Raw genomic sequence first — 25,466 nt, forward strand, 5'->3', positions numbered from 1 at the left:
CTGCCACAAGGGGCTCGCGATGCCCGAGAGCTTCAACTTCTCCGCGCCGCCGTTCGACCAGCTGCGCTCGAGCGAGCGCCAGGCCTTCGCCGAGGCCCTGAGCGTCGCCTACTACACCAGTGGCGAGACCGTGCTCGAAGCCGGCGCGGCGGTGCCCTGCCTGTTCATCGTGCTCAAGGGCGTGGTGGAGGAACGCGGCGAGGACGGCCGTTTGTTCGCCCAGTACGCCGGCGACGACCTGTTCGACATCCGCGGGCTGTTCTCCGGCAGCAGCAAGCACGCCTACCGCGCGGTGGAGGAGAGCATCCTCTACGAACTGCCGGCCAGCACCTTCCACCAGCTGTGCGGCGACAATCCCGGCTTCGCCCGCTTCTTCCAGGCCGACCTCGCGGCCAAGCGCCAATTGGCGCGGCGCGACGGGCAGAACCTGGCCGAATTCATCCTCACCCGCATCGCCCGCGAGCACCTGCTGCCGGCCATCGAAGTGGACGCCGGGCTGCCCCTGGGCGACGCCGCGCGCCTGCAGCTCAGCCATGGCGCCGATGCCCTGCTGGTGCGCAGCGGCGGCGAGTTGGGCATCGTCACCCGCACCGACCTGATGCGCGCGCACTTCCGCGACGGTCGCGCCGAGGACGAGGCCATCGGCCCGCTCGCCCACGGCCCGCTGGCCAGTGTCGAGCTGGGCGACTTCCTGTTCGACGCCATGATCCTCATGACGCGCCTGCGCATCGAGCGCGTCGCGGTGCACGAGGACGGCGAAGTGGTCGGCCTGCTGCACCTGACCCAGGTGCTCAGCCTGTTCTCCACCCATTCCCACGTCCTGGCGCTGCGCATCGCCCGCGCCGAGACCGAGGAGGAACTGCGCGGCGCCGCCGAGACGCTGCACACCCTGATCGCCACCCTGGCCGGCAACGGCATCCGCCTGCGCTTCATCATGCAGCTGGTCGGCGCGCTCAACGAGCAATTGCTCGAACGCCTCTTCGAACTCTTGATACCGGCGCCGCTGCGCAGCCGCTGCTGCCTGGTGGTGATGGGCAGCGAAGGCCGCGGCGAGCAACTGCTCAAGACCGACCAGGACAACGCCCTGATCCTCGCCGACGACTTCCCCCAGGAGCAGGCCCTGGCGCTGATGCAGCGCTTCAGCGAAGCACTGCTGGCCTGCGGCTACCCGCCGTGCCCCGGCGGCGTCATGGCCAGCCACGCGCAGTGGTGCAAGCCGCTGGCCGCCTGGCAGCGCGAGCTGAATGCCACGGCCCTGGAGGGGCGCCCGGAACAACTGCTGCGCCTGTCGATCCTCGCCGACGCCTGGCCGGTGGCCGGCAACCGTCAGCTGTTCGACGGCCTGCGCCAGGGCCTGCTGGGCTTCGCCGCGGACGGCGAGCGCTGGCTGGCGGACATCGCCGTGGCGGCCCTGCAGTTCGACACCCCGCTGACCTTCCTCGGCCAGTTGAAGACCCGCGAAGAACACCTGGACATCAAGCGCGGCGGCATCTTCCCCATCGTCCACGGCTGCCGCGTGCTGGCCCTGCGCGAAGGGCTGGAGGCGCGCGGCAGCCTGGCCCGGCTGGACGCGCTGAAGGCGCGCGGCGTGCTCGACGAGGGCCTGGCGGAGAACCTCGCCGAAGCCTTCGAGCTGTTCCTGCAACTGCGCCTGGTCCAGCAACTGGCCGGCGAGCGCGATGGCCGCCAGCAGGGCCTGGACGTCGCCCGCCTGAGCCGCCACGAGCGCGATATGCTGCGCTTCGGGCTGCATGCGGTGAAGAAGTTCAAGCAGAGCCTGGAACGGCAGTTCCACCTGGAGAGCCGATGAACGCCCTGGTGAAGATTCCCGACCATCACTGGTCCGGCTGGCGCCGCCGGCTGTACTGGTGCCTGCACGCCCCGGAGGAGGCCGAGGAGATCGTCTCCCTGGACCTGGAGACCACCAGCCTCGACCCGCGCAAGGCGGACATCCTCAGCATTGGCGCGGTGCTCATCCGCCGCGGCAAGCTGGTGCTCGGCGAGCGCCTGGAGCTGCTGGTGGAGCCGCCGGCCAGCCTCGACGGCGAGTCGATCCGCATCCACAAGCTGCGCCGCGCCGACCTCGAAGGCCAACTGCCGCTGGACGAGGCGCTGCGCCGGACGCTGGCCTTCATCGGCGACCGCCCGCTGCTGGGCTACTACCTGTCGTTCGATGTCGCCGTGCTGCACCGCCACCTGCGCGAGCGCCTGGGCGAGGCCCTGGGCAATCCGCGCATCGAGGTCTCCGCGCTGTACCAGCGCAAGATGGCGCGGCGCTACCCGGACCTGCACCTGGACCTGCGCTTCGACACCCTGGCGCGCACCCTGGGCATTCCCGTGGAAGGCCGCCACACCGCGCTGGGCGATGCGCGCAGTGTGGCGCTGATGTTCCTGCGCCTGCGCAAGGGCTCGCTGCCCGACCTGCAGCACTGAGCCCGCGGCGCAGAAAAACTGAATCCCGGCGTTGCGGCGCCAGTCCCAATAGCAGGTGGGCAGCCCGTGCGCTGCCCGTTCCGCGGACGCGGGCCGGCATTGCCGGCGTGCCGTCCGACTGCCTACGGGAGGCGCACCATGGGAACCATTCTGCTGGTCATCCTCATCCTTCTGCTCATCGGCGGCCTGCCGGTGTATCCCTATTCGCGCAGCTGGGGCTACGGGCCCTCGGGGATCCTCGGCGTGGTCCTGGTGGTGCTGCTGGTCATGCTCCTGCTGGGCTACGTATAGCGTGAACCCTTTGCGGTTCGCCGCCGGCGCAAGGTGCGCAAAGTGATCCAGGACACAGCCCGCCGTCCGCCCACGCCCTACCATGATGGCCTTTTGCAGGACGGGGGAAAGGGAATGCTCGGAGTCGTACTGGTCGCCCTGGGCAGCCTGTGGCTGCTCGGCCAGTTGCTCAGTGGCCTGGTGGCGCTGCCGGCGGCGGACTGGCTGGCGCGGGAGAGCGATCCGCAACGTTACTGGCAGTTCGTCTATTTCGCCCCGGCCCTGCTGCTGGCGCTGGGTTTCTTCCTGTTGCGCTACCGCGTGCATTCGTTCGCCGGCCTGCGCCGCGAGAAGGTCAATTGCGCGGCCTTCGTGCTGATCTTCGCGGGCGTCGCACTGGTTCTCGGGAAGCTTTCCTGTCTGCTGCTTCCATTGTTCTGAAGGCCGCGCCTTACCTGGCTGTGGCGCCGGTTTGCCGGCGCCATTCAGCAGCCTGATTAAAGCGCAGCGCGGGCGGGGCCTTGGCTACACTGCCGGACAATTCCCCGGACAAGACAAGGCAACCCCCCTATGCAAAACCGCATGATGATCACCGGCGCCGGTTCCGGCCTGGGCCGCGAAATCGCCCTGCGCTGGGCCCGCGAAGGCTGGCGCCTGGCCCTGGCCGACATCAACGACGACGGCCTGGCCGAAACCCTGCGCCTGGTGCGCGAGGCCGGCGGCGACGGCTTCACCCAGCGCTGCGACGTGCGCGACTACAGCCAGTTGACGGCGCTGGCCCAGGCCTGCGAGGAGAAGCTCGGCGGCATCGACGTTATCGTCAACAATGCCGGCGTGGCCTCCGGCGGCTTCTTCGAGGAGCTGTCGCTGGAAGACTGGGACTGGCAGATCTCCATCAACCTGATGGGCGTGGTCAAGGGCTGCAAGGCCTTCCTGCCGCTGCTGGAGCGCAGCAAGGGGCGCATCGTCAACATCGCCTCCATGGCCGCACTGATGCAGGGCCCGGCGATGAGCAACTACAACGTGGCCAAGGCTGGCGTGGTGGCCCTGTCGGAAAGCCTGCTGGCCGAGCTGAGCCTGGTGGACGTGAAGGTCCACGTGGTCTGCCCGTCGTTCTTCCAGACCAACCTGCTGGACTCCTTCCGCGGCCCCAGCCCGGACATGAAGAACCAGGTGGGCAAGCTGCTGGAAGGTTCGCCTATCAGCGCCGCCGACATCGCCGACTACATCCACCAGGAAGTCGAGCGCGGCAGCTTCATGATCCTGCCCCACGAGCAGGGCCGCCTGGCCTGGCAGGTCAAGCAGCAGAACCCGCAGGCGATCTACGACGAGATGACGCGCATGGCGCAGAAGATGAAGGCCAAGCAGCGCAGCCTGGCCTGAGTCTCTGCACCGCTTCGGTGCAAGCGAAAACAGCGCTTGCCCAGGGCGGTGCAAAAGCGTAGTTTTGCTTCACCGGCCTGCCTGCCGATGTAAGTTGGACCCCAGTGAAAGCCCCGCCTCCATCGCGGGGCTTTTGCTTTTCCGGGCCAGGCCACGCAACATTGCTGCCCGGCGCTTCCGTGGCGCCTGCGCCTGTGCTAGAAGGCAGCGTCGTCCAGAGGGAGTCTCACCGTCTTGCAGTCCGAATCCATCGTCTATGGTTGCATCCGCGACTGGCCCGGCGACTCCATGGAGCGGCGCCTGCGCCGCGCGGCCAACCGCAAGGTGCTGGACAGCCTGCCGATGGGCGAGGCCTGGCCGTTCCTCGGTCGCGAGATGTTCAGCCGCTGCGAGCAGGAAGGCGCCGGCCTGTACCAGTCCCAGGTGATCCACTTCGGCGCCAGCTACCCGGCCATCGAATACGAGTGGAACCTGTGGGTGGAGCAGTTCGAGGCGCTGCTCAAGCGCCTGTACTGGGCCAGCGCGGTGGTGCACCTGGAAACCGAACTCAACGGCTGCCACACCTTCCGCTGGGAATCCGAACGCGGCTTCCACAGCCCCCAGGAAGGCGACCTGCGGGTACGCTGCGCCTGGGAGCGCGAAGGCGGCCTGCGCGGCTGAGCCGCCAAGGAAAGCGAGATGCTCAACTACCTGTGGTTCCTCCTGGCCGCGTTCTGCGAGATCGCCGGCTGCTACGCCTTCTTCCTCTGGCTGCGCCTGGACCGCACGCCCCTGTGGATAATTCCCGGGCTGTTCAGCCTGTTGTGCTTCGCCCTGCTGCTGACCCGCGTCGAGGCGGCCTATGCCGGGCGCTCCTATGCGGCCTATGGCGGCATCTACGTGGCGGCGTCGCTGTTCTGGCTGGCGTATGTGGAGAAGAGCCGGCCGCTGTGGAGCGATTGGCTGGGCGTGGCGCTGTGCATCGTGGGGGCGAGCGTGGTGCTGCTGGGGCCGAAGTTGGCGCCTTGATGGGGGCTGGCTTTTCGTAGGAGCGAGCTTGCTCGCGAACAAGCTCCCCGGTGACTCCGCTGCCGGGCCCACCTCTGTTCCCTCTCCCTAACCCTCTCCCTGAAGGGAGAGGGGACCGTTCGGCGTGCTCGGGTATTTTGGAGTTAGCCGGCAACTCCGAAGGTTGCCGGCTGAAACCATTTCCTCTCTCGGCACGGACAAGCCCCCTCTCCCTTCAGGGCGGGGCGCGCAGCCGAGGGCTGGGGAGAGGGCGCTCCAAAGCCCAGCACCTAAAGTCCCCGACAAGCGCCATTCGCGAGCAAGCTCGCTCCTACGCGGCATCAGCCATGGCGTACCCCTGTAGGAGCGGGCCCTGCCCGCGATATCGCGCGCAGGGCGCGCTCCTACACCACCACACACCCCGTAGGATGGGTTGAGCGAAGCGAAACCCATGCGGCCGTGGCGATGGGTATCGCTCAGCTCTCCAGCCACTCCTTCGGCACTTCCACCTTGAGCATCAACTGGCACTGCTGGCTCTCCGGATCGAACACGATCACCGCCTCGCCGCGCCTGAGCGCGTGGCGGGCGCGTTCGACGCGGGTGGCCAGGGGCGTGTCGTCGCCGTTGTCGGTGCCTTCGCGGGTGACGAAGTCTTCCAGCAGGTTGTTCAGGGTCTCGGCTTCGAGCAGGTCGTAGGGAATCAGCATGGGCGGGCACTCGGCGGAACAGGCGGCGATTCTAGTCGCGCGCCGCGCCGGCGGCGAGCCCGGGGCGCCTCAGTGGCGCCCCTTTTCGTCGTCCTTGCCGTTGTCCAGCAACTCGCCCACCGGTTGCACGTGGGTGGTGCTCTCCATGTGCACCGGGTGTTCCAGCTGCTTGCTGAAGCGCTCGATGGCGCCTTCCTTGGGCTCGGCGTCGCTGTCGAACACCGGCGGGCTGAGCAGGTAGGCGCAGAGCAGGCGCGCCAGGTTGGCCAGGCTGTCGATGTGGGTGCGCTCGTAGCCGTGGGTGGCGTCGCAGCCGAAGGCCAGCAGCGCGGTGCGGATGTCGTGGCCGGCCTCGATCGCCGACTGGGCGTCGCTGTGGTAGTAGCGGAACAGGTCGCGGCGCACCGCCACCTCGTGGCGCTCGGCCAGGCGCAGCAGGTGCCGCGAGAGGTGGTAGTCGTAGGGCCCGCCGGAATCCTGCAGGGCCACGCTCACCGCATGCTCGCTGGAGTTCTGCCCCTCGGCCACCGGGGCGATGTCGATGCCGACGAACTCGCTGACGTCCCAGGGCAGGGCGCCGGCCGCGCCGGAGCCGATCTCCTCGGTGATGGTGAACAGCGGGTGGCAGTCGATCGGCGGCTCCTGGCCGCTTTCGACGATGGCCTTGAGCGCCGCCAGCAGCGCCGCCACGCCGGCCTTGTCGTCCAGGTGGCGGGCGCTGATGTGGCCGCTGTCGGTGAACTCCGGCAGCGGGTCGAAGGCCACGAAGTCGCCGATGGACACACCCAGCGAGGCGCTGTCGGCCGGGCTCACGGTGTAGGCGTCCAGGCGCAGCTCGACGTGGTCCCAGCTGATCGGCAGGCTGTCCACCGCGGTGTTGAAGGCGTGCCCCGAGGCCATCAGCGGCAGCACGCTGCCGCGCAGCACGCCGTTGTCGCAGAACACGGTGACGCGGCTGCCCTCGGCGAAGCGGCTCGACCAGCAGCCCACCGGGGCCAGCGCCAGGCGGCCGTTGGGCTTGATCTCGCGGACGATGGCGCCGATGGTGTCCAGATGCGCCGAGACCGCGCGGTCCGGGCTGTTGCGGCGTCCGGCGAGGGTCGCGCGGATGGTCCCGCGGCGGGTCATCTCGAAGGGGATGCCGATCTCCTCCAGGCGCTCGGCGACATAGCGCACGATGGTGTCGGTGAAGCCGGTGGGGCTGGGGATGGCGAGCATTTCCAGCAGCACCCGCTGCAGGTAGTTGAGGTCCGGTTGCGGCAGTCGGCTCATGCGGGCACCTCGCGGTCCAGGGGTTCGCGGCTGAGCGGGAAGAGCAGGTCGAGGAAACGCTCGGCGGTGGGCTGCGGCTCGTGGTTGGCCAGGCCCGGGCGCTCGTTGGCTTCGATGATCACGTAGTCCTCGCCCTCCACGTCGGGCACCAGCAGGTCCAGCCCGGTGACCGGGATTTCCAGCGCCCGCGCGGCGCGGATGGCGGCCTCGCGCAGGGCCGGGTGGAGCTTGTCGGTGACGTCTTCCAGGGTGCCGCCGGTGTGCAGGTTGGCGGTACCGCGCACGGCCAGGCGGCGGCCTTCGGGCAGCACGTCGTCGTAGCCGAAGCCGGCGGCCTGCAGGGTGCGCTCGGTCTCGCCGTCCAGCGGGATGCGGCTTTCGCCGCCGGTGGCGGCCTGGCGCCGGCGGCTCTGCGCCTCGATCAACTGGCGGATGCTGTGGCGGCCGTCGCCGATCACCGTGGCCGGGTGGCGCACCGCGGCGGCCACCACTTCGTAGCCGATCACCAGCACGCGCAGGTCCTGGCCGGGGTGGTAGCTCTCCAGCAGCACGCGGCCGTCGAACTGGCGGGCGTGTTCGATGGCGGCCTCGACCTCTTCGGCGCGCGTCAGGTTCACCGCCACGCCCTGGCCCTGCTCGCCGTCTACCGGCTTGACCACCAGCGCGCCGTGCTCGGCGAGGAACGCGGCGTTGTCCTCGGCGCTGGCGGCCAGGCGCTGCTGCGGCTGCTTCAGCCCGGCGCGTTCCAGCGCCCGGTGGGTCAGGCGCTTGTCCTGGCAGAGGGTCATGCTCACCGCGCTGGTCAGGTCGCACAGCGACTCGCGGCAACGGATGCGCCGGCCGCCCTGGGTCAGGCTGAAGATGCCGGCCTCGGCGTCCTGCACCTGTACTTCGATGCCGCGGCGATGGGCCTCGTCGACGATGATCCGGGCGTAGGGGTTCAGGCCCTGCTCGGGGCCGGGGCCGAGGAACAGCGGCTGGTTGATGCCGTTCTTGCGCTTGATGGCGAAGGTCGCCAGCTCGCGGAAGCCCAGCTTGCGGTACAGCGCCTTCGCCTGCTTGTTGCTGTGCAGCACCGACAGGTCGAGGTAGGCCAGTTCGCGGCTCATGAAGTGCTCGATCAGGTGGCGCACCAGCGCCTCGCCGACGCCGGGCCGGCTGCATTGCGGGTCCACCGCCAGGCACCAGAGGCTGGAGCCGCCTTCGGGGTCGTGGAAGGCCTTGGCGTGGTTCAGGCCCATGACCGCGCCGACCGCATTGCCGGTCTCGCTGTCCTCGGCCAGCCAGTAGGTGGGGCCGCCCTGGTAGTGCGGGGTGAGCCGCTGCGCGTCCACCGGCAGCATGCCGCGGGCCAGGTACAGGCGGTTGACCGCCGCCCAGTCGTCCTCGCCGTGCACCCGGCGGATGCGGAAGCCGCGGAACGAGCGGCGCGCAGGGCGGTAGTCGGTGAACCACAGGCGCAGGGTGTCGGAGGGGTCGAGGAACAGCTGCTGCGGGGCATGGGCCAGCACCTGCTGCGGCGCCGCCACGTAGAGGGCGATGTCGCGCTCGCCGGGGCGCTCGTTGAGCAGCTCGCCGGCCAGCGCGTCGGGTTCGGCGAAGGTGTGCCCGATCAGCAGCCGGCCCCAGCCGCAGTGCAGGCTGTGGGGCTCGCAGCCGGGCCGCTCGTGGTCCTCGGCGAAGCGCGCCTGCAGGCGCTGGTAGGTCGGCACCTGGCCGCGCAGCAGGCGCTGGTTGTGCGGATGGGGCAGGTTGAAATGGCTTTTCATGGTTCGCTCCCTGGAGGGCGGGCCGCCGGTACGGTGCCGGCGGCCCGCGCTGCTGGCTGGGTCAGAGTCCCTGTTCGGTCAGCCAGAGGTTGAGGGCGGCCAGCTGCCAGAGCTTGGAGCCGCGCAACGGGGTGAGGTCGTCCTGCGGGCTGCCGAGCAGGCGGTCGATCTGCGCCGGCTCGAACAGGCCGCGGTCCTGGCTCGGGTCCAGCAGCAGTTCGCTGACCCAGGCGCGGGTGTTGCCCTGCAGGTGCTTGAGCCCCGGCACCGGGAAGTAGCCCTTGGGCCGGTCGATCACCTCGGCCGGGATCACCCGCCGCGCCGCGGCCTTGAGCACCTGCTTGCCGCCGTCGCCGAGCTTGAAGCGCGCCGGGATGCGCGCCGAGAGTTCGGCCAGGCGGTAGTCGAGGAACGGCACGCGGGCCTCCAGGCCCCAGGCCATGGTCATGTTGTCGACGCGCTTGACCGGGTCGTCCACCAGCATGATGGTGCTGTCCAGGCGCAGCGCCTTGTCCACCGCGTCGCTGGCGCCGGGCATGGCGAAGTGCTCGGCGACGAAGGCCTGGGCTACGTCCTCCACGCACAGGGCCGGGCGCACCGTGGCCTCGTACTCGCCGTGGCTGCGGTCGAAGAAGGCCGCGCGGTAGGCGTGCAGCGGCGAGGCGGCGTCGACCATGGGCGGGTACCAGTGGTAGCCGGCGAACAGCTCGTCGGCGCCCTGGCCGCTCTGCACCACCTTGCAGTGCTTCGACACCTCGCGGGCGAGCAGGTAGAAGGCGATGCAGTCGTGGCTGACCATGGGTTCGCTCATGGCGCGGAAGGCCGCCGGCAACTGCTCGATCACCTCGTTCTCGCCGATGCGCAGCTGGTGGTGGCGCGTGCCGTAGCGGCGGGCGATGAGGTCGGAGTAGCGGAACTCGTCGCCGCGCTCGCCGCCGGCATCCTCGAAGCCGATGGAGAAGGTCAGCAGGTCGTCCACCCCGGCCTCGTGCAGCAGGCCGACCAGCAGGCTGGAGTCCACCCCGCCGGAGAGCAGCACGCCCACCTCGCGGGCGGCGCGCTGGCGGATGGCCACGGCCTCGCGCAGGCTGTCCAGCACGCGGTCTTCCCAGTCCTCCAGGCGCAGTTCGCGTTCGTCCTCGCGGCAGCCGTATTCCAGGCGCCACCAGCAGTGCTGCTCGCTGCGGCCATCGGCGTCGATGCTCATCCAGGTCGCCGGCGGCAGCTTGCGCACGCCGTTGAGGATGGTGCGCGGCGCGGGCACCACGGCGTGGAAGTTCAGGTAGAGGTTGAGCGCCTCGGCATCCAGGCTGGTGTCGACGCCGCCGCCCTGCAGCAGCGCCGGCAGACTGGAGGCGAAGCGCAGGCGCTTGTCGTCCCGGGCCAGGTACAGCGGCTTGATGCCCAGGCGGTCGCGGGCGATGAACAGCCGGCGGGCGTCGCGCTCCCAGATGGCGAAGGCGAACATGCCATTGAGCCTGGGCAACAGGTCCTTGCCCCAGGCGTGGTACCCCTTGAGCAGCACCTCGGTGTCGCCGCCGGAGAAGAAACGGTAGCCGAGGGCTTCCAGCTCCTTGCGCAGCTCGGGGTAGTTGTAGATGGCGCCGTTGAACACCAGGGACAGGCCCAGGGTGGTGTCGATCATCGGCTGGCCGGAGGCTTCGGCCAGGTCCATGATCTTCAGCCGCCGGTGGCCGAGGGCCACTGGCCCTTCGCTATGGAAGCCCCAGGCGTCCGGGCCGCGGGGGGCGAGATGGTGGGTGATGCGTTCGACCGCCGCGAGGTCGGCCGGTTGATTGTCGAAGCGTAGTTCTCCTGCTAAGCCGCACATTTTCCTTACCGGTTCTCCGTTGGGGATGAATGGGGTTCAGGCCGGGGCCTTTTTTTGTGTTAACAGAAAGACTCTTTCATGTGAAAGTAGTTCTATGATTTTTTTATGAATTAATGCGGTTTTTGAACGGACGATTAATTATGGTTGAAAGGAAAAATGCTTTGGAGGATGCCTATGCGCTGTCCATGTTCCAGGCCCTGCGGCGGCTGCAGCAGGGCAGCGAGGTGCACGCCAAGCGCCTGAGCCGCTTCGGCGGGCTGACGCCGCTGCAGTTGCTGATCCTGCAGGTGATGCTGGTGGAGCGGGAGATCACTGCCAGCCGCCTGGCCAAGCGTGTGAGCCTGTCCCAGGCTTCGCTCTCGGGCGTGCTCGACCGTCTGGAAAGCCGCGGCCTGCTGGCGCGTCGGCGCGACGAGCAGGACAGGCGCAAGCAGTGGTTGCTGCTGGAGGACGCCGGCCGTGATGCGCTGCAGTCGGCGCCGCCGCTGTTGCCGGAATATGTGCTGGCGCGCTTCGCCGAATTGCCCGAGTGGGAGCGGCATGCGGTGTTGGCGGGGTTGCTGCGGGCGGCGGAGTTGTTCGAGTTGCCGGAGGAGGAGGAAGAGGAGTGAGGGGGCCACGCAATGCCAATCGCGGTACGACCGTGCCTCAGCGTAGGGCGAATAACCGTTCGCGGTTATCCGCCGATGCACCGAAGCCACAGCCCACGCCAAGGTCAACCCAGACGCCGCCGGGAACCAAGGCCAAACGGCGGATAACGCCGTAGGCGTTATGCGCCCTACGATTTTCTGATGGGTATCGCTTCGCTCAACGCCATCCTACGGGGTGGTTTGCCGGCCACGCCGGACGCCCCGGTGACAATCCGTTCAGCCTTCAGCCTTCAGCCTTCAGCCCCCGCACCAACTCGCGCAGGAAGAACCGGTTGGGATGGCAGGCCTCGGCCACGGCGCGGGGCAGGGGTAGCGGTTCGTCGTCCAGCCAGGCTGCCAGCAGTTCGCCGGACAGCGGCGCGCTGATCAGCCCGCGGGAACCGTGGGCGCTGTTCAGGTACAGGCCGTCGAGCCAGGGGCAGGGCGCTTCGGGCACCTGGCGGGCGTCCTTGGCCAGCACGGCGTAGGCCTCGGCGAAGGCTTCGCGCGCGGCCAGCGGGCCGATCAGCGGCAGGTAGTCCGGCGTGGTGCAACGGAACGCGGCGCGGCCCTCGAGGGCTGCCGGGTCCTGCGGGCCCAGGCGCTGCAGCAGGTCCGGGGAGATTTCCCGCAGCAGCTCCAGGTTGCCCTGGTGTTCGGCGACGGTGGGCTGCAGGTCGTCGCTGTGAAAGTCGAAGCTGGCGCCCAGGGTGTGCTCGCCCAGGCGCGGCGGGGCGACGTAGCCCTCGGCGCAGACCACGGTACGCAGCGCCGCGCTGGCGTCGGTGGCCGGCAGGCGGCTGATCTGCCCGCGGATGCGCTTGAGCGGCAGGCTGGCCGCGCCGGGGAAGGCGCGTACCTCGGCCGCGGTGGCCAGGACTGCCACCGGCGCCGAGGCCAGGCGCTGCTCGCCGTCGAGGGCATGCCACTGCCCGCCGTCGCGCTCCAGGCGCACCTCGTGGCCGCTCAGCAGTTCGATGTTCGGGTGTTCGGCCAGGGCCCGGCACAGCGCCGGCGGATGCGCCCAGCCGGCTTCGGGGAAGAACAATCCGCCGGCGGGCAGGGCGACACCGGCGCGGGCCTCGGCGTCTTCCTTCGACAGGGCTTGCAGCAGGTCCTCGGGGAAGGCCTCGGCCAGCTTCGCCTGGCGCTTGCCCTCGGCTTCGTCGAAGGCCAGTTGCAGCACGCCGCAGGCGTCCCAGTCGCGGCCGCGTTGCAGGCGTTCCAGCAGCCGGCGGGTATGGCCGAAGCCGGCCACCACCAGGCGCGACAGCGCCGTGCCGTGGGCCGAGAGCTTGAGGTAGAGCACGCCCTGGGGGTTGCCCGAGGCTTCCGTGGCCAGTTCGCCATGGCGTTCCACCAGGCTCACCTTCCAGCCGCGCGCGGCCAGGCTGGCGGCCGTGGCGCAGCCGGCCAGGCCGCCGCCGACGACCAGCGCGCGGCGCTCGCCCACGGGCGCTGGCGGGCGCGCATACCAGGGCTTGGCGGCGCCCTGCGGTTGGCCCTGGAACTCGCCCACCAGCATCTCGCGCTTCTGCCCGAAGCCCTTGACCCGCTGCATGGCGAAGCCGGCGGCGATCAGCCCGCGGCGGACGAATCCGGCGCTGGTGAAGGTGGCCAGCGTCGCGCCGGGGGCTGCCAGCCGCGCCAGCTCGGCGAACAGCGGCTCGGTCCACATCTCCGGGTTCTTCGCCGGCGAGAAGCCGTCGAGGAACCAGGCGTCGATGCGTGCGTCCAGCTCCGGCAGGGTTTCCAGCACGTCGCCCACCAGCAGGGTGAGCACCACCCGGCCGCCGTCGAACAGCAGGCGCTGGAAGCCGGGGTGGATGGCGTGGTACTGCGCCAGCAACTGCTCGCTCCAGGGCCGCAGTTCATCCCACAGGGCCAGGGCGCGCGCCAGGTCGTCGCGGCGCAGCGGGTACTTCTCCACGCTGACGAAGTGCAGGCGCGCATCCGCCGGGGCCAGGGCCTGGAACTGGCGCCAGGCGCAGAGGAAGTTCAGGCCGGTGCCGAAGCCGGTCTCGCCGATGCACAGGCGCCCGCCCGCCGGCAGTGCGGCGAAGCGTCGCGGCAGCTGGTTGCCGTCGAGGAACACGTGGTGGGTTTCCGCCAGGCCCGAGGCGCGGGAGAAGTACACGTCGCCGTAGGCGCGCGACAGGGGCTGGCCGTTTTCGTCCCAGTCGAGCTGGGCGCTGTGGTGGTCGGGCATGGGGCTACCGGCAGGAAAGCGAAGCGCGCATTTTAGCCGATCCCCCGCGCAGACAGCCTGCGTCACATCCGCTACCTTCAATGCAACCCGCAGTCAGGAGGCAGTGCATGTTCGAGTCCGCCGAGATCGGCCATTCCATCGACAAGGAAACCTACGAAAGGGAAGTCATAGAGCTGCGCGAAGCCTTGCTGGAGGCCCAGTACGAGCTCAAGCGGCAGGCGCGGTTCCCGGTGATCATCCTGATCAACGGCATCGAGGGGGCCGGCAAGGGCGAGACGGTCAAGCTGCTCAACGAGTGGATGGACCCGCGGCTGATCCAGGTGGACAGCTTCCTCTGGCCCACCGACGAGGAACTCGCCCGCCCGCCGCAGTGGCGCTTCTGGCGGCGCCTGCCGCCCAAGGGGCGCACGGCGATCTTCTTCGGCAACTGGTACAGCCAGATGCTCCATGCGCGGGTCAACGGCGACATCAAGAGCAGCCGCCTGGACGTGGCCATCGACGCCGCCGAGCGTTTCGAACGCATGCTCTGCGACGAGGGCGCGCTGATCTTCAAGTTCTGGTTCCACCTGTCCAAGAAGCAGCTCAAGGAGCGCCTGAAGACACTGGAGAAGGACCCCCAGCGCTCCTGGCAACTGAGCGAGATCGACTGGCTGCAGAGCGAGGTCTACGACAAGTTCGTGCGCTACGGCGAGCGCGTGCTGCGCCGCACCAGCCGCGACTACGCGCCCTGGTACATCGTCGAAGGCGCGGACGAGCGCTACCGCAGCCTGACCGTCGGCCGCACCATCCTCGAAGGCCTGCAGGCGGCGCTCGATGTCAAGGACCGGCCGCGCCGGCAGCCCCACGCCGCGCCGCTGGTGGCCAGCCTGGACAACCGCGGCCTGCTCGACAGCCTCGACCTGAGCCTGGCGCTGAGCAAGGACCAGTACAAGACGCAACTGGCCCGGGAGCAGGCGCGCCTGGCCACGCTGATCCGCGACAAGCGCTTCCGCCAGCATTCATTGCTCGCCGTGTTCGAGGGCAACGACGCCGCCGGCAAGGGCGGCGCCATCCGCCGTGTCACTGACGCCCTGGACCCGCGCCAGTACCACATCGTGCCCATCGCCGCGCCCACCGAGGAGGAGCGCGCCCAGCCCTACCTGTGGCGCTTCTGGCGGCACATGCCGGCGCGCCGGCAGTTCACCATCTTCGACCGTTCCTGGTACGGCCGGGTGCTGGTGGAGCGCGTCGAGGGCTTCTGCCCGCCGGCCGACTGGCTGCGCGCCTACTCGGAGATCAACGACTTCGAGGAGCAACTGGTGGAGTTCGGCATAGTGGTAGTGAAGTTCTGGCTGGCCATCGACAAGGACACCCAGTACGAGCGCTTCAAGGAGCGCGAGAGCATTCCCTTCAAGCGCTACAAGATCACCGAGGAAGACTGGCGCAACCGCGACAAGTGGGACCAGTACGTCGACGCGGTGGGCGACATGGTGGACCGCACCAGCACCGAGATCGCGCCCTGGACTCTGGTCGAGGCCAACGACAAGCGCTTCGCCCGGGTCAAGGTGCTGCGCACCCTCAACGATGCGCTGGAGGCGGCGTTCGACAAGGACAAGTGAAGGAGACGGCGATGGTCTACGTGCAGCGCGATGAGAACGGCCGCCTGGTGCGGGTCGAACGCGAACCCTTCGCCGGCGGCCAGGGCGCCCCGGCCGACGACCCCGAGGTGCTGGCCTGGATGAGCGGCGCCCTGGACGCGCGCCTGCAATCCCTGCAGCGCTCGGACCTGGAGCTGGTGCGGGTGATCGAGGACCTGGTGGGCGTGCTGGTGGGCCGCGGCCTGATCCGCTACACCGACCTGCCCGAAGCGGCCCGACGCAAGCTGGAGGACCGCGCCACCACCCGCGCGGGGCTGGATGGGTTGGGGGCTTTGGTCGAGGAGGAGGATGAGCGGTTGTTCTGAGGGTGGTGAATCCAATCGCGGACAGAGTCTCCTACAGCATGAACGAGCATGGCTTTTCGTAGGATGGTGTTGAGCGAAGCGATACCCATCAGCGCAACCGCATGGGTTTCGCAAGCTCAACCCATCCTACGAAGAGCGCCCTCGGCGCAGACAGTTGCTCCTACGTCCGTGCGCCCCTGTAACCGCGGACTCTGTCCGCGATTCGGCGCCCTCTATTCCCCCTCACCCCAGGGCGCCGGCGCCCCGACCAACCGCCCCATCGCCCCCTTGATCCCCATCTCGCGCAACACCCGCAGTTCCCCCTCGCTCTCCACCATCTCCGCGATCAGCGGCAGGTCGATGCTGTTGGTGGCGCGGAACACCGCCTCGATGAACAGACGCTTGGCCTGGTCCTGGTCGATGGCGCGGATGTAGCTGCCGTCGAGCTTCAGGTAGGCCAGGCCCAGATGGGTGAGGTTGCCGATCAGGCTGAAGCGCCCGCCGAAGTGCTGCAGGCCGAGGCTGGCGCCGGTTTCGCGCACGGCCTGGCCGAGTTGTTCCAGTTCGGCCGGCGGCGGCAGGTAGCGCTCGTCCAGTTCCAGGGTCAGCAGGGCGGCCTGCTGCGGGTTGGCCTTGATGGCTTCGAGCAGTTGCCGCAGCGCCCGGGGCTCGCGCACGCTGGCGGCCGACAGGCTCAGCGCCACGGGTTCGGGGTGCCGGGCCAGGTGGGCCAGGGCGTGTTCGAGCATGGCCTGGTCCAGGCGGGCCGCCCAGCCGAAGCGCTCCACCCAGGGCAGGAACTGCCCGGCGGCTACTGCCTGGCCCTGCGGGTCGAGCAGGCGCGCCAGCAGCTTCTGCTGCAGCAGGGCGCCGTCGGCGCAGGCGCGCACCGGCTGGAACCACAGTTGCAACTGGCTCTTCTGCAGCGCGCTGTCGATCCAGGCGTGCCAGGCATGGCTGTCCTGGGCCGGCTGGCCATTGGATTCGTCCAGGCGCTGCCAGGGCCGTTCGGCGTTGGCCTGGGCGCTGGCCAGGGCCTGGTCGGCGCGGGCCAGGACGCTGGCCGCCGCTTCCCCCGGGCGGAACGCGGCCAGGCCCAGGTGCGCCACCGGCTGGACGTCGCTGGCACCGGTGCGCTGGAGGCTTTCCAGCTGGTCGCTGAGGGCTTCGGCCAGGCGCTCGGCGCCGCTGCCGTCCAGCCCCGGGGCGAGCAGGGTGAATTCGCCGCCACGGCTGCGCGCCGCCAGCCAGTCGGGCTTGCCGTGCTGGGCCTGGGCGCCCTGCAGCAGGCCGGCGACTTCGCGGATCAGCGCGTCGGTGCGCTGGCCGCCCAGGCGCTGGTTGAGCCCGGCCAGGTCGTTCAGGCGCAGCAGCAGCAGATAGCCAGCGGCGCTCTGCTCGCCGGGGGTCAGCTGGGCTTCCAGGCGGGCGTCGAATAGGCGGCGGTTGGCCAGGCCGGAGAGGCTGTCCTGGTAGGCCTCCTCGCGTAGCTTCTCGCTGCGCGAGGCCTCCTCGGCGAACAGCGCCTTGAGCTTCTCGACCATCTGGTTCATCGCCTGCACCACCCGGCGCAGTTCCGGGGTGCGCGGCTCGCGGGGCAGGGTGAGGAACTCGCGGCGGGTGATGGCCCGGGCCTGCTGCACCATCTGGTCCAGCGGCCGTAGCTGGGTGCGCAGCAGCCAGCCGCCGAGGATCGCGCTGACCACCCCGCAACCGAGCAGCCAGGCCAGGCTGCCCAGGGCGCTGTCCCACAGCCGCGCCAGGGCGAATTGCGGGTGGCTGACCACCTCGACCCGCGCCGCCTGCTCCCAGCCGCGCATGATCAGGGCGTCGCCGCCTTCGGCCTTGAGGTTGACCAGGCGGGCGAACCAGCCGGGCACCTCGCCGTTGCCCGGGGCGGCCTTGCGTTCCACCAGCACCTGGCCGTCGGCGATGCGCACCACGCGGATGCTGGCGAAGTAGCCGCTGTCGAAGATCGAGCTGACCATCAGTTCGATCATCGCCGGGTCGTCGACGTGGGGCGTCAGCGACAGGCCCAGGGCGGTGGCGGCGTCCTGGGCGTGGGAGCGCAACTGGCTTATGAGCTGCTCGCGGGAACTCTCCAGGCTGGTGGCGAAGCTGCCGGCGAAGGCCACCACCAGGAACAGGCAGATGGCCAGGAAGAGTTGCTTGAGTAGCGACATGCATGCCTCCTAGCGCGTCTCGTCGAGGATCAGCCCCTCGCCGCGCATCTTGGTCAACAGGTCCTGCCAGCGCGACAGCTGCTTGCTGCTGCCGCTGCGCTTGCCGCCGCCGGGGCCGGGCAGCCACAGCCCCTCGGCGTTGAAGGCGTAGACCGGGAGCAGGTCCTGGCGCTGCGAGGCGGGGCGGATCTGCGGGATGAGGTTGTCGAGCACCAGCGGCTCGGCGTCGGGGCTGGCGTACCAGGTCAGCACCATGTGCGCCTGGTTCAGGCGCAGCGCCTTGACGTAGGTGATGCGCAGCTTGTCGCTGGGGATGCCGAGCTGGCGCAGGGTGACGTACTTGGCGATGGCGTAGTCCTCGCAGTCGCCGGCGCCCTTGTACAGGGCCTCGACGGGCGTCGCCCAGTAGTCCTCCTGGCCCCACACGCTGCGGTCGTCGCGGAACGCCAGGCTGGCGTTGAAGAAGTCGTTGGCGGCCTTGAGCTTGCCGGCCTCGTCCTGGCCCCGGGCGCTTTGCAGCAGCTCGCCCCAGTCGCGGATGCGCTGGCGCGCCGGGCCCAGGTCGCCCCAGCGTTGCTCGGCGCTGCGCAGGATGGCGTCGAAGTCCCACTGCGCCTGGATGCCCAGGGCCAGGACGAGGAGCAGCGCCAGGCCGGCCCGGAGGTGGGGCAGGCAGACGAACAGCCGACGGGCTCCTCGCAATGGCTGCATCGCCAGTGCTCCAGGGGGGATGTGGCAAGTCTAGGCGCTGTTCGCCGGCTGTCGATGCCGCCTCAGAGACGGCGGGTCTTCACTTTCAGCAGGATGTACAGGCTGACCAGCACCGTGCTGGCGAGCATGAACACCCGGGCCCAGAGGTGTGGGACCAGGTAACAGGAGAAGCCGATGCTGATCCACATCAGCCCCACGGTGTAGAGTTTGCCCTTGAGCGGGATGCCGTTGCCTTCCAGGTAGTCGCCGATCCACGGGCCCAGCCTGGGGTGGCTCACCAGCCAGTCGTAGAAGCGCTGCGAACTGCGCATGAAGCAGGCCGCGGCGAGCAGCAGGAAGGGCGTGGTGGGCAGCAGCGGCAGGAAGATCCCGGCCACGCCGAGCGCCACGCTGAGCCAGCCGACGGCCAGCAGCAGGTAGCGCACCCAGGCGTGACGGCTATGGCGGATTTCCCGCGTTGCCATAGGCGCCGGATCAGTGTTGGCGGGGCTTGAGCAGCGCCGGCTTCTCTTCCGGGGCCTGGCAGAGCAGGAACAGGTTGGTCAGCAGCTCGGGGATCTGCGCGACCATGTCGTCCACCAGGTGGCGGTCGCGGGCGATCTCGTCGAACTCCGGCTGCTCGTCGAACAGCCCGGAACCGACCATGATCGGCAGCAGCAGCTCGCTGACTTCTTCCTCGGCCTGCTCGAACCACACGGCCTCGCGCAGGAACACGCCTTCCATGAAGCCGATGCACCAACCGCGGATGTCGGAGTCGTCCGGCTCGTCGCCCAGATAGGGCTCGCAGGGCAGCTCCAGTTCCTCGTCGCCGGCCAGCTGGCGGGTGATGTGCGCCTTGAGCAGCAGCAGGGAGCCCTCGATTTCCTCGCGCTCGGCGTCGCTGCGGTAGTGCGGCGGCTCGGCGAAGAGCGCGTCGATCCACTCGCGGTCGGGCACCTGGTCGGGGCAGATCGCCAAGGCGGTCAGGTAGCCGTGGGCCGCGACATAGTCCAAGGCTTCCTCGTGCAGGTCGTCGGCATCGAGAAAGGCTTGCAGGCGGGCCAGTTGGTCGGCGAAGGACATCGGTTACTACCTCGGCGGGGATGCGGGCCTGAATTGTAGTCTTTCCGCGGCCCGCGGGCCAGCCACGGGGCTTGGTGGCTGGCGTGGGGTTCTGCTTTTCGTAGGAGCGAGCTTGCTCGCGAACGGAGTTCCCCGGTTGCAACGGAGCCTTGGATTGACTCCGTTCCCTCTCCCCAGCCCTCTCCCTGAAGGGAGAGGGGGCTAGTCCGTGCCGAGAGGAGGTGTGGTTTCATCCTGATGGCGCGGAGTAGCCGGCTAACGCCGAAACATCAGCGCGCTCCGAACGGTCCCCTCTCCCTTCAGGGAGAGGGTTAGGGAGAGGGCGCTCTTCAGGACTCGCACCGATCCCACCCGGCAGAACGCCATTCGCGAACCTCCTGAGCGGGGGTTTCGTTCGGCCTTCTGAAGGGGCGTTTCGGTGCGCTCGGATGTTTCATCGTAGGGCGGATAACGCCTACGGCGTTATCCGCCGAATCGCGGACGGAGTCCGCTCCTACGCCTGAACCTTAGGCGTAACTGTCTTGCGCCGAGGTGCTCTTCGTAGGATGGGTTGAGCTTGTGAAACCCATGCGGTGGCGGCGATGGGTATCGCTTCGCTCAACCCATCCTACGGGATTGCCTTGCCGGCCACGCCGTGGGGCTCTTCGTAGGAGCGGACCCTGTTCGCGATAGCCGGACATATCGGCGCGATTCGCGGGTGAGAGCCTACGCCGCCCACCCGCACCATTCCCATGTAGGAGCGCGCCCTGCGCGCGAAATCGCGGGCAGGGCCCGCTTACAGTTCCGGGAAGGGCGGGCGTAGGAGCGGACTCTGTCCGCGATTGGATTCTCCGGCCACGCCGGGCGCCCCGGTGGCACGAACGGCGCCCTCTTCCGTCAGGGAGAGGGCGCTCTAATAGAGCAGGTGCCTCCAATCCATTGCGACGGCTGACCCACCCCCATCGCCCCGCTTGCGTATAATGCCCGGCTCGAAACGGAGTCCCCCATGCTCGACCAGGCCCAGCGCATCCTCAAAGACGTATTCGGCTACGACGCCTTCCGCGGCAACCAGGCTCGCATCATTGAACGCGTGGCCAGCGGCGGCGACGCCCTGGTGCTGATGCCCACCGGCGGCGGCAAGTCGCTGTGCTTCCAGGTGCCGGCGCTGCTGCGCGAGGGCCTGACGGTGGTGGTCTCGCCGCTGATCGCGCTGATGGAGGACCAGGTCGCCACCCTCGACGAGCTGGGCGTGCCGGTCGCCGCGCTGAATTCCTCGCTCAGCCCCGAGGCGCAGCGCGACATCGCCGCGCGCCTGCAGCGCGGCGAGATCAAACTGCTCTACCTCGCCCCCGAGCGCCTGGTGCAGCCGCGCATGCTGGACTTCCTGCAGCGCCTGAACGTCGGCCTGTTCGCCATCGACGAGGCACACTGCGTGTCGCAGTGGGGCCACGACTTCCGCCCGGAATACCTGCAGCTGGGCCAGCTCGCCGAACTGTTCCCGGACGTGCCGCGCATCGCCCTGACCGCCACCGCGGACATGCGCACCCGCGAGGAGATGATCCAGCGCCTGCACCTGCAGAACGCCGAGCAGTTCCTCTCCAGCTTCGACCGGCCGAACATCTTCTACCGCATCGTGCCCAAGGAGCAGCCGCGCAAGCAGCTGCTGGGCTTCCTCGCCGAGCGCCGCGGCGACGCCGGCATCGTCTACTGCCTGTCGCGCAAGAAGGTCGAGGAGGTCGCCGAGTTCCTCTCCAACCAGGGCTTCCCGGCGCTGCCGTACCACGCCGGGCTGTCCAGCGAGCTGCGCGCCTTCCACCAGAAGCGCTTCCTCAACGAGGAAGGCCTGATCATGGTGGCGACCATCGCCTTCGGCATGGGCATCGACAAGCCCAACGTGCGTTTCGTCGCCCACCTCGACCTGCCCAAGAGCCTGGAGGCCTACTACCAGGAAACCGGCCGCGCCGGCCGCGACGGCCTGCCGGCGGACGCCTGGATGGCCTACGGCCTGCAGGACGTGCTGCTGCTGCGGCAGATGATGCAGAACTCCGAGGGCGACGAGCGCCACAAGCGCGTCGAACGGCACAAGCTCGAAGCCATGCTGGCCCTGTGCGAGGAGCCGCGCTGCCGGCGCCAGGCGCTGCTGGCCTACTTCGACGAGGTCATGCCCAACCCCTGCGGGCATTGCGACAACTGCGTCGATGGCGTCGAGACCTGGGACGCCACCGAGCCCGCGCGCCAGGCGCTGTCGGCCATCTACCGCAGCGGCCAGCGCTACGGCGTCGGTCACCTGGTGGACATCCTGATGGGCAAGGAAACCGAGAAGGTGCGCAGCCTCGGCCACCAGCACCTGGCGGTGTTCGGCATCGGCAAGGGCCGCCCCGAGGACGAGTGGCGCACCCTGTTCCGCCAGTTGGTGGCGCGCGGCCTGGCCGACGTCGACCTCGACGGCTACGGCAGCCTGCGCCTGACCGAGGCCTGCCGGCCGCTGCTGCGTGGCGAGGAGACCCTGGCCCTGCGCCGCGATCCCAAGCCGCAGCGCAGCAAGTCCCCGTCCTCCGGCGGCGCCAGCCCGGCCAGCCAGCTGGTGCGCCAGGAAGAGCGCGAAATGTGGGAAGCCCTGCGCACCCTGCGGCGCAAGCTGGCGCAGGAACATTCGGTGCCGCCCTACGTCATCTTCCCCGACGCCACCCTGCTGGAAATGCTGCGCAGCCAGCCGACCACGCTCACCGCCATGGCCCAGGTCAGCGGAGTCGGCGCGCGCAAGCTGGAGCGCTACGGCCAGGCCTTCCTCGACGTGCTCACCGAGTCCGAGGCGGCGCCCGCCACGCCGACGCCGGTGGTCGACCTCAGCCACGAACTGGTCAGCCTGGCCCGCGCCGGCATGACCCCGGCGCAGATCGCCCGCCAGCTCGATTGCAGCGAGAAGAACGTCTACAACCTGCTGGCCGAGGCCATCGCCGCGCAGCAGCTGAGCCTGGAACAGGCCCTGGACCTGCCCGAGGAGCTGCTGGCCGAAGTGCAGGACGCCTTCCTCGAAGAGGACGGCGAGCTGCCGCCGGTAGCGGCCCTGGCCGAGCGCTTCGAGGGCCGCGTGCCACAGGGCGTGCTGCATTGCGTGCGCGCCGCGCTGCAGGCCGAGCTGGAAGTCTGAGACCGGCGCCGGCCATGCTGGCGCTCTGATGGCTGACAGAAAAGTGGCGTTTCCAGGCGACAAACTTGTGACGCGCTTCGCAACGGGCTAAGGTGTGCCCAAGACCTCCACCAGAAGAGGCGGACGTGCCACACCATGCCTGGCTCGACGACGTGCGCGCCAACCCTTACGCCGAACAGCTCGCCCGCGGTTTCCGCCGCCTGCGCTTCGACGCGCCCGTGGAAGGCGAGTACCGCGCCTACCTGCTGGAAGACAACTTCGCCCTCAAGTGCAGCGCCCTCGGCTTCGCCGTGCTGGCCTGGCTGGCGCTGGCGGCCATCGACCTGCTGCTGATCCCGGGGCCGGAGCACTGGAGCATGCTCGCCGTGCGCGCCGCGGTGCTGGTGCTGCTGGTGGTCTGCGGCGGGCTGATCCTGCAACGGCGCTTCGTGCACCTGGTGGTGCCGCTGAGCCTCGCCTGCATCCTCGCCGTGGGCATCGGCGCCGCCGTGGTGGTGGGCATCGCCCACCGCGTCGATCCCGGCTATCCCTACGAGGGCCTGCTGCTGGTCAGCATGGCCGCCTACTTCCTGGTCGGCCTGCGCTTCTCCGAGGCGCTGGGCTCGGCCTCGCTGATCCTCCTGGCCTACCTGGGCTGCGAGCTCTACGCCGGCCTGGCGCCGGCCAAGCTGCTGAACAACCTGGTGTTCCTGCTGCTGGGCAACCTGGTCGGCGCGGTGGGCTGCTACCTGCTGGAGTACAAGTCCCGCGAGCACTTCCTGGTCAGCCGGCTGATGCGCCAGATGGCCGACCACGACGCCCTCACCGGCCTGCACAACCGGCGCAGCTTCGACCGCCAGCTGGAGCGCCTGTGGCGCCAGGCCCAGCGCGACGGCACGCCGCTGTCGCTGCTGCTCTGCGACGTCGACCACTTCAAGGCCTACAACGACCGCTATGGCCACCAGGCCGGCGACGAGGTGCTGCGCAGCATAGGCAGGGCCCTGGCGGCCAGCGCGCGGCGGCCGCTGGACATGGCCGTGCGCCTGGGCGGCGAGGAGTTCGCCGTGCTGCTCTACGGCACCGACCTGGACGAGGCCCGGCAGCGCGCCGAGGTGCTGCGCCAGGCGGTGCAGAGCCTGGGCATCAGCCACGAGGGTTCGAGCACCGCCGCGGAGGTGACGCTGTCCATCGGCGTTTCCTGCCTGCAACCCGGCGCCGCCTCGGCCCTGCAGGCGATCTACGCCCATGCCGACCGCGCCCTCTACGAGGCCAAGGCCTTCGGCCGCAACCAGGTGGTGGCCTGACCCATTCGGTCCCCCGTCCTGGCGCCGCCGGTGACTGCGCCCGCTGGTACGCCGGTGCTAGGATGCCGCCGACCCCGCAGCCGAGCGCCCGCCATGCAGCGACTGATCCAGGCCAACGGCCAGCCCCACTACGGGGTGTTCGCCGAGACCCCGCAGGACGTCAACCACCGCGACTTCGACTACCGCTCGCCCATGGGGCGCAAGCTGGGCGCGCTGAGCAAGTGGCGCAATTTCCACCAGTTCCAGTACTTCGGCCTGATCAGCCCGCAGCTGATCGGCGGCTGCGCCCTGGCCGAGCTGAGCCTGGTGGCCGTCGGCTTCGTCTACCTCTACGAGCCGTGCAGCGGGCGCATGCTCGAGCGCCGCTTCAAGTGCCCGCTGGGGATGGGCACGCGCTTCTCGCAGCGCCCGGACGACGGTGCCTGCGAACTGCGCCAGGGGCGCAACCGGTTGCGCCTGGAGAACTCTGCCGGGCCGCTGCGCAAGCGCCTGCTGGTGGAACTGGACGACGGCACGCGCATCGACGCCTGTTTCGACGAGGTGGAACCGGCCTTCCAGCCCATGAGCCTGTGCACGCCCGCGGCGGTGAACGGCTGGGTATACGCGCGCAAGGTCGCCGGGGTGCGCTGCGAGGGCCAGGTGCGCAGCGCCCTGGGCGACTTCGACCTGCGCGCCATCGACGCCTTCGCCCACCACGACTGGTCGGCCGGCTACATGCGCCGCGAGACCTTCTGGAACTGGGCCTGCCTGTCCGGCGAAGCGCAGGGGAGGCGGGTGGGGCTGAACCTGTCGTGCGGGGTCAACGAGACCAGCTTCACCGAGAACTGCTTCTGGCTCGACGGCGAGCTGTGCAAGGTCGACAGCGTGCGTTTCGAGTTCGACCGCGACTGGGAGCTGGGCCCCTGGCGCATCCGCTCCTTCGACGGCCAGGTGGACCTCACCTTCGAGGCCCGCGGCCTGCACCGCGAGCGCCTGAACCTGGGCCTGCTGGCGAGCAACTTCAAGCAGATCTTCGGGCGCTTCCGCGGCGAGCTGCGCCCCCATGGCCGCGCGTCGCTGGTCATCGACGACCTGTGGGGCTTCGTCGAGGACCAGTACGCCAAATGGTGAACGGGTAAAGCCCTGCGACAAAATGTCATTGTACGGGCTTGATTAGCCGACTAATAATTAGCCAAATCAATTAGCCTGAAACTGCTGCAGCACAATGACAGATAAAGACAAGCACTACTTCGGCACCCAACTGGCCCAGGCCTCGCGTGCATGGCGCGCCGAACTCGACCGCCGCCTCAGCCACCTGGGGCTTTCCCAGGCCCGTTGGCTGGTGCTGTTGCACCTGGCGCGCAATTCCGGCATCCCCACCCAGCGCGAGCTCGCGCAATCGGTCGGCGTCGAAGGCCCGACCCTCGCGCGCCTGCTCGACGGCCTCGAATCCCAGGGCCTGGTGCGCCGCCAGGCGGTGGCCGAGGACCGCCGCGCCAAGCGCATCTGCCTGACGCCCAAGGCCGACGTGCTGATCGCCGACATCGAGAACATCGCCGCCAGCGTACGCAATGACGTATTGGCCGGCATCGATGAGTCGGACATAGCAATCTGTCAGAAAATCCTCTCCCGCATCCTCTCCAACCTGGAAAAGAACTGAGCGATTCTTCACACTTTTTCGAGTAGAATTGCCAAACTTCTGACGGC

23 protein-coding genes are annotated in these 25,466 nt (G+C 69.2%); 14 read left to right on the forward strand and 9 right to left on the reverse strand.

From position 1 onward, the window contains the following. Positions 1-19: 19 nt before the first annotated feature. From RN02_RS18135 to RN02_RS18165, 7 genes are all read left to right on the forward strand, one after another. Positions 20-1,810 (forward strand): DUF294 nucleotidyltransferase-like domain-containing protein, encoded by a 1,791-nt coding sequence (locus RN02_RS18135; RefSeq protein ID WP_043315655.1) that lies wholly within the window; start codon positions 20-22, stop codon positions 1,808-1,810. Continuing rightward, positions 1,807-2,433, forward strand: coding sequence for a 3'-5' exonuclease (locus RN02_RS18140; protein WP_043315658.1), 627 nt, complete (start codon positions 1,807-1,809; stop codon positions 2,431-2,433). The genes RN02_RS18135 and RN02_RS18140 overlap by 4 nt, the downstream gene beginning before the upstream one ends. A gap of 138 nt (positions 2,434-2,571) precedes the next feature. Next, a complete protein-coding gene (locus RN02_RS32500) occupies positions 2,572-2,724 on the forward strand; it encodes a DUF3309 family protein (RefSeq protein ID WP_009620484.1) in 153 nt (50 codons plus the stop codon). 114 nt (positions 2,725-2,838) lie between these two features. After that, positions 2,839-3,144: a hypothetical protein gene (locus RN02_RS18150; RefSeq protein WP_009620483.1), complete on the forward strand. Its 306-nt coding sequence runs from the start codon at positions 2,839-2,841 to the stop codon at positions 3,142-3,144. 129 nt (positions 3,145-3,273) lie between these two features. Continuing rightward, positions 3,274-4,086 (forward strand): SDR family oxidoreductase, encoded by an 813-nt coding sequence (locus RN02_RS18155; protein ID WP_009620482.1) that lies wholly within the window; start codon positions 3,274-3,276, stop codon positions 4,084-4,086. 234 nt (positions 4,087-4,320) lie between these two features. Beyond that, the gene (locus tag RN02_RS18160; RefSeq protein ID WP_009620481.1) at positions 4,321-4,746 is read left to right on the forward strand and encodes a hypothetical protein; all 426 of its coding nucleotides are present in this window, start codon (positions 4,321-4,323) and stop codon (positions 4,744-4,746) included. An 18-nt stretch (positions 4,747-4,764) separates the two neighbouring features. Continuing rightward, positions 4,765-5,094: a YnfA family protein gene (locus RN02_RS18165; protein ID WP_009620480.1), complete on the forward strand. Its 330-nt coding sequence runs from the start codon at positions 4,765-4,767 to the stop codon at positions 5,092-5,094. Positions 5,095-5,549: 455 nt separating this feature from the next. On the opposite strand, the gene RN02_RS18170 is transcribed toward RN02_RS18165, so the two are convergent. The 4 genes from RN02_RS18170 to RN02_RS18185 form a co-directional block, all read right to left on the reverse strand. Continuing rightward, on the reverse strand, positions 5,550-5,780 hold the full coding sequence (locus RN02_RS18170) for a YheU family protein (RefSeq protein ID WP_043315660.1): 231 nt from the start codon (positions 5,778-5,780) through the stop codon (positions 5,550-5,552). A 69-nt stretch (positions 5,781-5,849) separates the two neighbouring features. Continuing rightward, a complete protein-coding gene (locus RN02_RS18175) occupies positions 5,850-7,052 on the reverse strand; it encodes an osmoprotectant NAGGN system M42 family peptidase (protein ID WP_043315663.1) in 1,203 nt (400 codons plus the stop codon). Further along, entirely contained in the window at positions 7,049-8,821 is a 1,773-nt protein-coding gene (gene ngg, locus RN02_RS18180; protein WP_043315666.1) for an N-acetylglutaminylglutamine synthetase, read from the reverse strand. The genes RN02_RS18175 and ngg overlap by 4 nt, the downstream gene beginning before the upstream one ends. 61 nt (positions 8,822-8,882) lie before the next feature. Next, positions 8,883-10,652: an N-acetylglutaminylglutamine amidotransferase gene (locus RN02_RS18185; protein WP_043315668.1), complete on the reverse strand. Its 1,770-nt coding sequence runs from the start codon at positions 10,650-10,652 to the stop codon at positions 8,883-8,885. Between the two features lie 140 nt (positions 10,653-10,792). Between RN02_RS18185 and RN02_RS18190 the strand changes: the two genes are divergently transcribed. Continuing rightward, a complete protein-coding gene (locus tag RN02_RS18190) occupies positions 10,793-11,263 on the forward strand; it encodes a MarR family winged helix-turn-helix transcriptional regulator (RefSeq protein WP_043271020.1) in 471 nt (156 codons plus the stop codon). A gap of 262 nt (positions 11,264-11,525) precedes the next feature. Here RN02_RS18190 and mnmC read toward each other — a convergent pair whose 3' ends face one another. Beyond that, a complete protein-coding gene (gene mnmC, locus RN02_RS18195; protein WP_043315670.1) occupies positions 11,526-13,490 on the reverse strand; it encodes a bifunctional tRNA (5-methylaminomethyl-2-thiouridine)(34)-methyltransferase MnmD/FAD-dependent 5-carboxymethylaminomethyl-2-thiouridine(34) oxidoreductase MnmC in 1,965 nt (654 codons plus the stop codon). A gap of 107 nt (positions 13,491-13,597) precedes the next feature. Here mnmC and pap point away from each other — a divergent pair, with 107 nt between their 5' ends. Beyond that, positions 13,598-15,088: a polyphosphate:AMP phosphotransferase gene (pap, locus tag RN02_RS18200; protein ID WP_009620467.1), complete on the forward strand. Its 1,491-nt coding sequence runs from the start codon at positions 13,598-13,600 to the stop codon at positions 15,086-15,088. 11 nt (positions 15,089-15,099) lie between these two features. Beyond that, a complete protein-coding gene (locus RN02_RS18205) occupies positions 15,100-15,432 on the forward strand; it encodes a hypothetical protein (protein ID WP_043271016.1) in 333 nt (110 codons plus the stop codon). Between the two features lie 212 nt (positions 15,433-15,644). Here RN02_RS18205 and lapD read toward each other — a convergent pair whose 3' ends face one another. The 4 genes from lapD to RN02_RS18225 all read right to left on the reverse strand — a co-directional run bounded on the left by lapD (position 15,645) and on the right by RN02_RS18225 (position 19,367). Beyond that, positions 15,645-17,594, reverse strand: coding sequence for a cyclic di-GMP receptor LapD (gene lapD / locus RN02_RS18210; protein WP_043315672.1), 1,950 nt, complete (start codon positions 17,592-17,594; stop codon positions 15,645-15,647). Positions 17,595-17,603: 9 nt separating this feature from the next. Further along, the gene (gene lapG / locus RN02_RS18215) at positions 17,604-18,305 is read right to left on the reverse strand and encodes a cysteine protease LapG (RefSeq protein ID WP_043315675.1); all 702 of its coding nucleotides are present in this window, start codon (positions 18,303-18,305) and stop codon (positions 17,604-17,606) included. 62 nt (positions 18,306-18,367) lie between these two features. Continuing rightward, complete coding sequence (locus RN02_RS18220) at positions 18,368-18,769, reverse strand: YbaN family protein (protein ID WP_052267764.1); 402 nt, start codon at positions 18,767-18,769, stop codon at positions 18,368-18,370. Positions 18,770-18,779: 10 nt separating this feature from the next. Further along, positions 18,780-19,367, reverse strand: a complete 588-nt coding sequence (locus RN02_RS18225; protein ID WP_043271008.1) for a UPF0149 family protein — start codon at positions 19,365-19,367, stop codon at positions 18,780-18,782. A 985-nt stretch (positions 19,368-20,352) separates the two neighbouring features. On the opposite strand from RN02_RS18225, the gene recQ reads away from it, so the two are divergent. From recQ to slyA, 4 genes are all read left to right on the forward strand, one after another. Continuing rightward, the gene (gene recQ / locus RN02_RS18230) at positions 20,353-22,497 is read left to right on the forward strand and encodes a DNA helicase RecQ (RefSeq protein WP_043315678.1); all 2,145 of its coding nucleotides are present in this window, start codon (positions 20,353-20,355) and stop codon (positions 22,495-22,497) included. Between the two features lie 125 nt (positions 22,498-22,622). Further along, on the forward strand, positions 22,623-23,780 hold the full coding sequence (locus RN02_RS18235; protein ID WP_043315681.1) for a GGDEF domain-containing protein: 1,158 nt from the start codon (positions 22,623-22,625) through the stop codon (positions 23,778-23,780). A gap of 93 nt (positions 23,781-23,873) precedes the next feature. After that, complete coding sequence (locus RN02_RS18240) at positions 23,874-24,890, forward strand: DUF2804 domain-containing protein (RefSeq protein ID WP_043315682.1); 1,017 nt, start codon at positions 23,874-23,876, stop codon at positions 24,888-24,890. A 94-nt stretch (positions 24,891-24,984) separates the two neighbouring features. Then, the gene (gene slyA / locus RN02_RS18245) at positions 24,985-25,419 is read left to right on the forward strand and encodes a transcriptional regulator SlyA (RefSeq protein ID WP_009620445.1); all 435 of its coding nucleotides are present in this window, start codon (positions 24,985-24,987) and stop codon (positions 25,417-25,419) included. The last annotated feature ends 47 nt before the right edge of the window (positions 25,420-25,466 follow it).

This window comes from Pseudomonas sp. PI1 (assembly GCF_000812405.1).
GTDB classification, from domain to species: Bacteria; Pseudomonadota; Gammaproteobacteria; order Pseudomonadales; family Pseudomonadaceae; genus Pseudomonas; species Pseudomonas citronellolis.

What these genes read in the sequence shown, in the direction of transcription:
- RN02_RS32500 (WP_009620484.1), top strand. Translation starts at nt 2,572, where the DNA reads ATGGGAACCATTCTGCTGGTCATCCTCATCCTTCTGCTCATCGGCGGC.
- mnmC (WP_043315670.1), bottom strand. Translation starts at nt 13,490, where the DNA reads ATGCCCGACCACCACAGCGCCCAGCTCGACTGGGACGAAAACGGCCAG.
- RN02_RS18190 (WP_043271020.1), top strand. Translation starts at nt 10,793, where the DNA reads ATGGTTGAAAGGAAAAATGCTTTGGAGGATGCCTATGCGCTGTCCATG.
- RN02_RS18205 (WP_043271016.1), top strand. Translation starts at nt 15,100, where the DNA reads ATGGTCTACGTGCAGCGCGATGAGAACGGCCGCCTGGTGCGGGTCGAA.
- RN02_RS18140 (WP_043315658.1), top strand. Translation starts at nt 1,807, where the DNA reads ATGAACGCCCTGGTGAAGATTCCCGACCATCACTGGTCCGGCTGGCGC.
- RN02_RS18135 (WP_043315655.1), top strand. Translation starts at nt 20, where the DNA reads ATGCCCGAGAGCTTCAACTTCTCCGCGCCGCCGTTCGACCAGCTGCGC.
- RN02_RS18240 (WP_043315682.1), top strand. Translation starts at nt 23,874, where the DNA reads ATGCAGCGACTGATCCAGGCCAACGGCCAGCCCCACTACGGGGTGTTC.
- lapG (WP_043315675.1), bottom strand. Translation starts at nt 18,305, where the DNA reads ATGCAGCCATTGCGAGGAGCCCGTCGGCTGTTCGTCTGCCTGCCCCAC.
- RN02_RS18225 (WP_043271008.1), bottom strand. Translation starts at nt 19,367, where the DNA reads ATGTCCTTCGCCGACCAACTGGCCCGCCTGCAAGCCTTTCTCGATGCC.
- RN02_RS18220 (WP_052267764.1), bottom strand. Translation starts at nt 18,769, where the DNA reads ATGGCAACGCGGGAAATCCGCCATAGCCGTCACGCCTGGGTGCGCTAC.
- RN02_RS18165 (WP_009620480.1), top strand. Translation starts at nt 4,765, where the DNA reads ATGCTCAACTACCTGTGGTTCCTCCTGGCCGCGTTCTGCGAGATCGCC.
- RN02_RS18175 (WP_043315663.1), bottom strand. Translation starts at nt 7,052, where the DNA reads ATGAGCCGACTGCCGCAACCGGACCTCAACTACCTGCAGCGGGTGCTG.
- RN02_RS18150 (WP_009620483.1), top strand. Translation starts at nt 2,839, where the DNA reads ATGCTCGGAGTCGTACTGGTCGCCCTGGGCAGCCTGTGGCTGCTCGGC.
- recQ (WP_043315678.1), top strand. Translation starts at nt 20,353, where the DNA reads ATGCTCGACCAGGCCCAGCGCATCCTCAAAGACGTATTCGGCTACGAC.
- ngg (WP_043315666.1), bottom strand. Translation starts at nt 8,821, where the DNA reads ATGAAAAGCCATTTCAACCTGCCCCATCCGCACAACCAGCGCCTGCTG.
- lapD (WP_043315672.1), bottom strand. Translation starts at nt 17,594, where the DNA reads ATGTCGCTACTCAAGCAACTCTTCCTGGCCATCTGCCTGTTCCTGGTG.
- RN02_RS18185 (WP_043315668.1), bottom strand. Translation starts at nt 10,652, where the DNA reads ATGTGCGGCTTAGCAGGAGAACTACGCTTCGACAATCAACCGGCCGAC.
- RN02_RS18155 (WP_009620482.1), top strand. Translation starts at nt 3,274, where the DNA reads ATGCAAAACCGCATGATGATCACCGGCGCCGGTTCCGGCCTGGGCCGC.
- RN02_RS18170 (WP_043315660.1), bottom strand. Translation starts at nt 5,780, where the DNA reads ATGCTGATTCCCTACGACCTGCTCGAAGCCGAGACCCTGAACAACCTG.
- slyA (WP_009620445.1), top strand. Translation starts at nt 24,985, where the DNA reads ATGACAGATAAAGACAAGCACTACTTCGGCACCCAACTGGCCCAGGCC.
- pap (WP_009620467.1), top strand. Translation starts at nt 13,598, where the DNA reads ATGTTCGAGTCCGCCGAGATCGGCCATTCCATCGACAAGGAAACCTAC.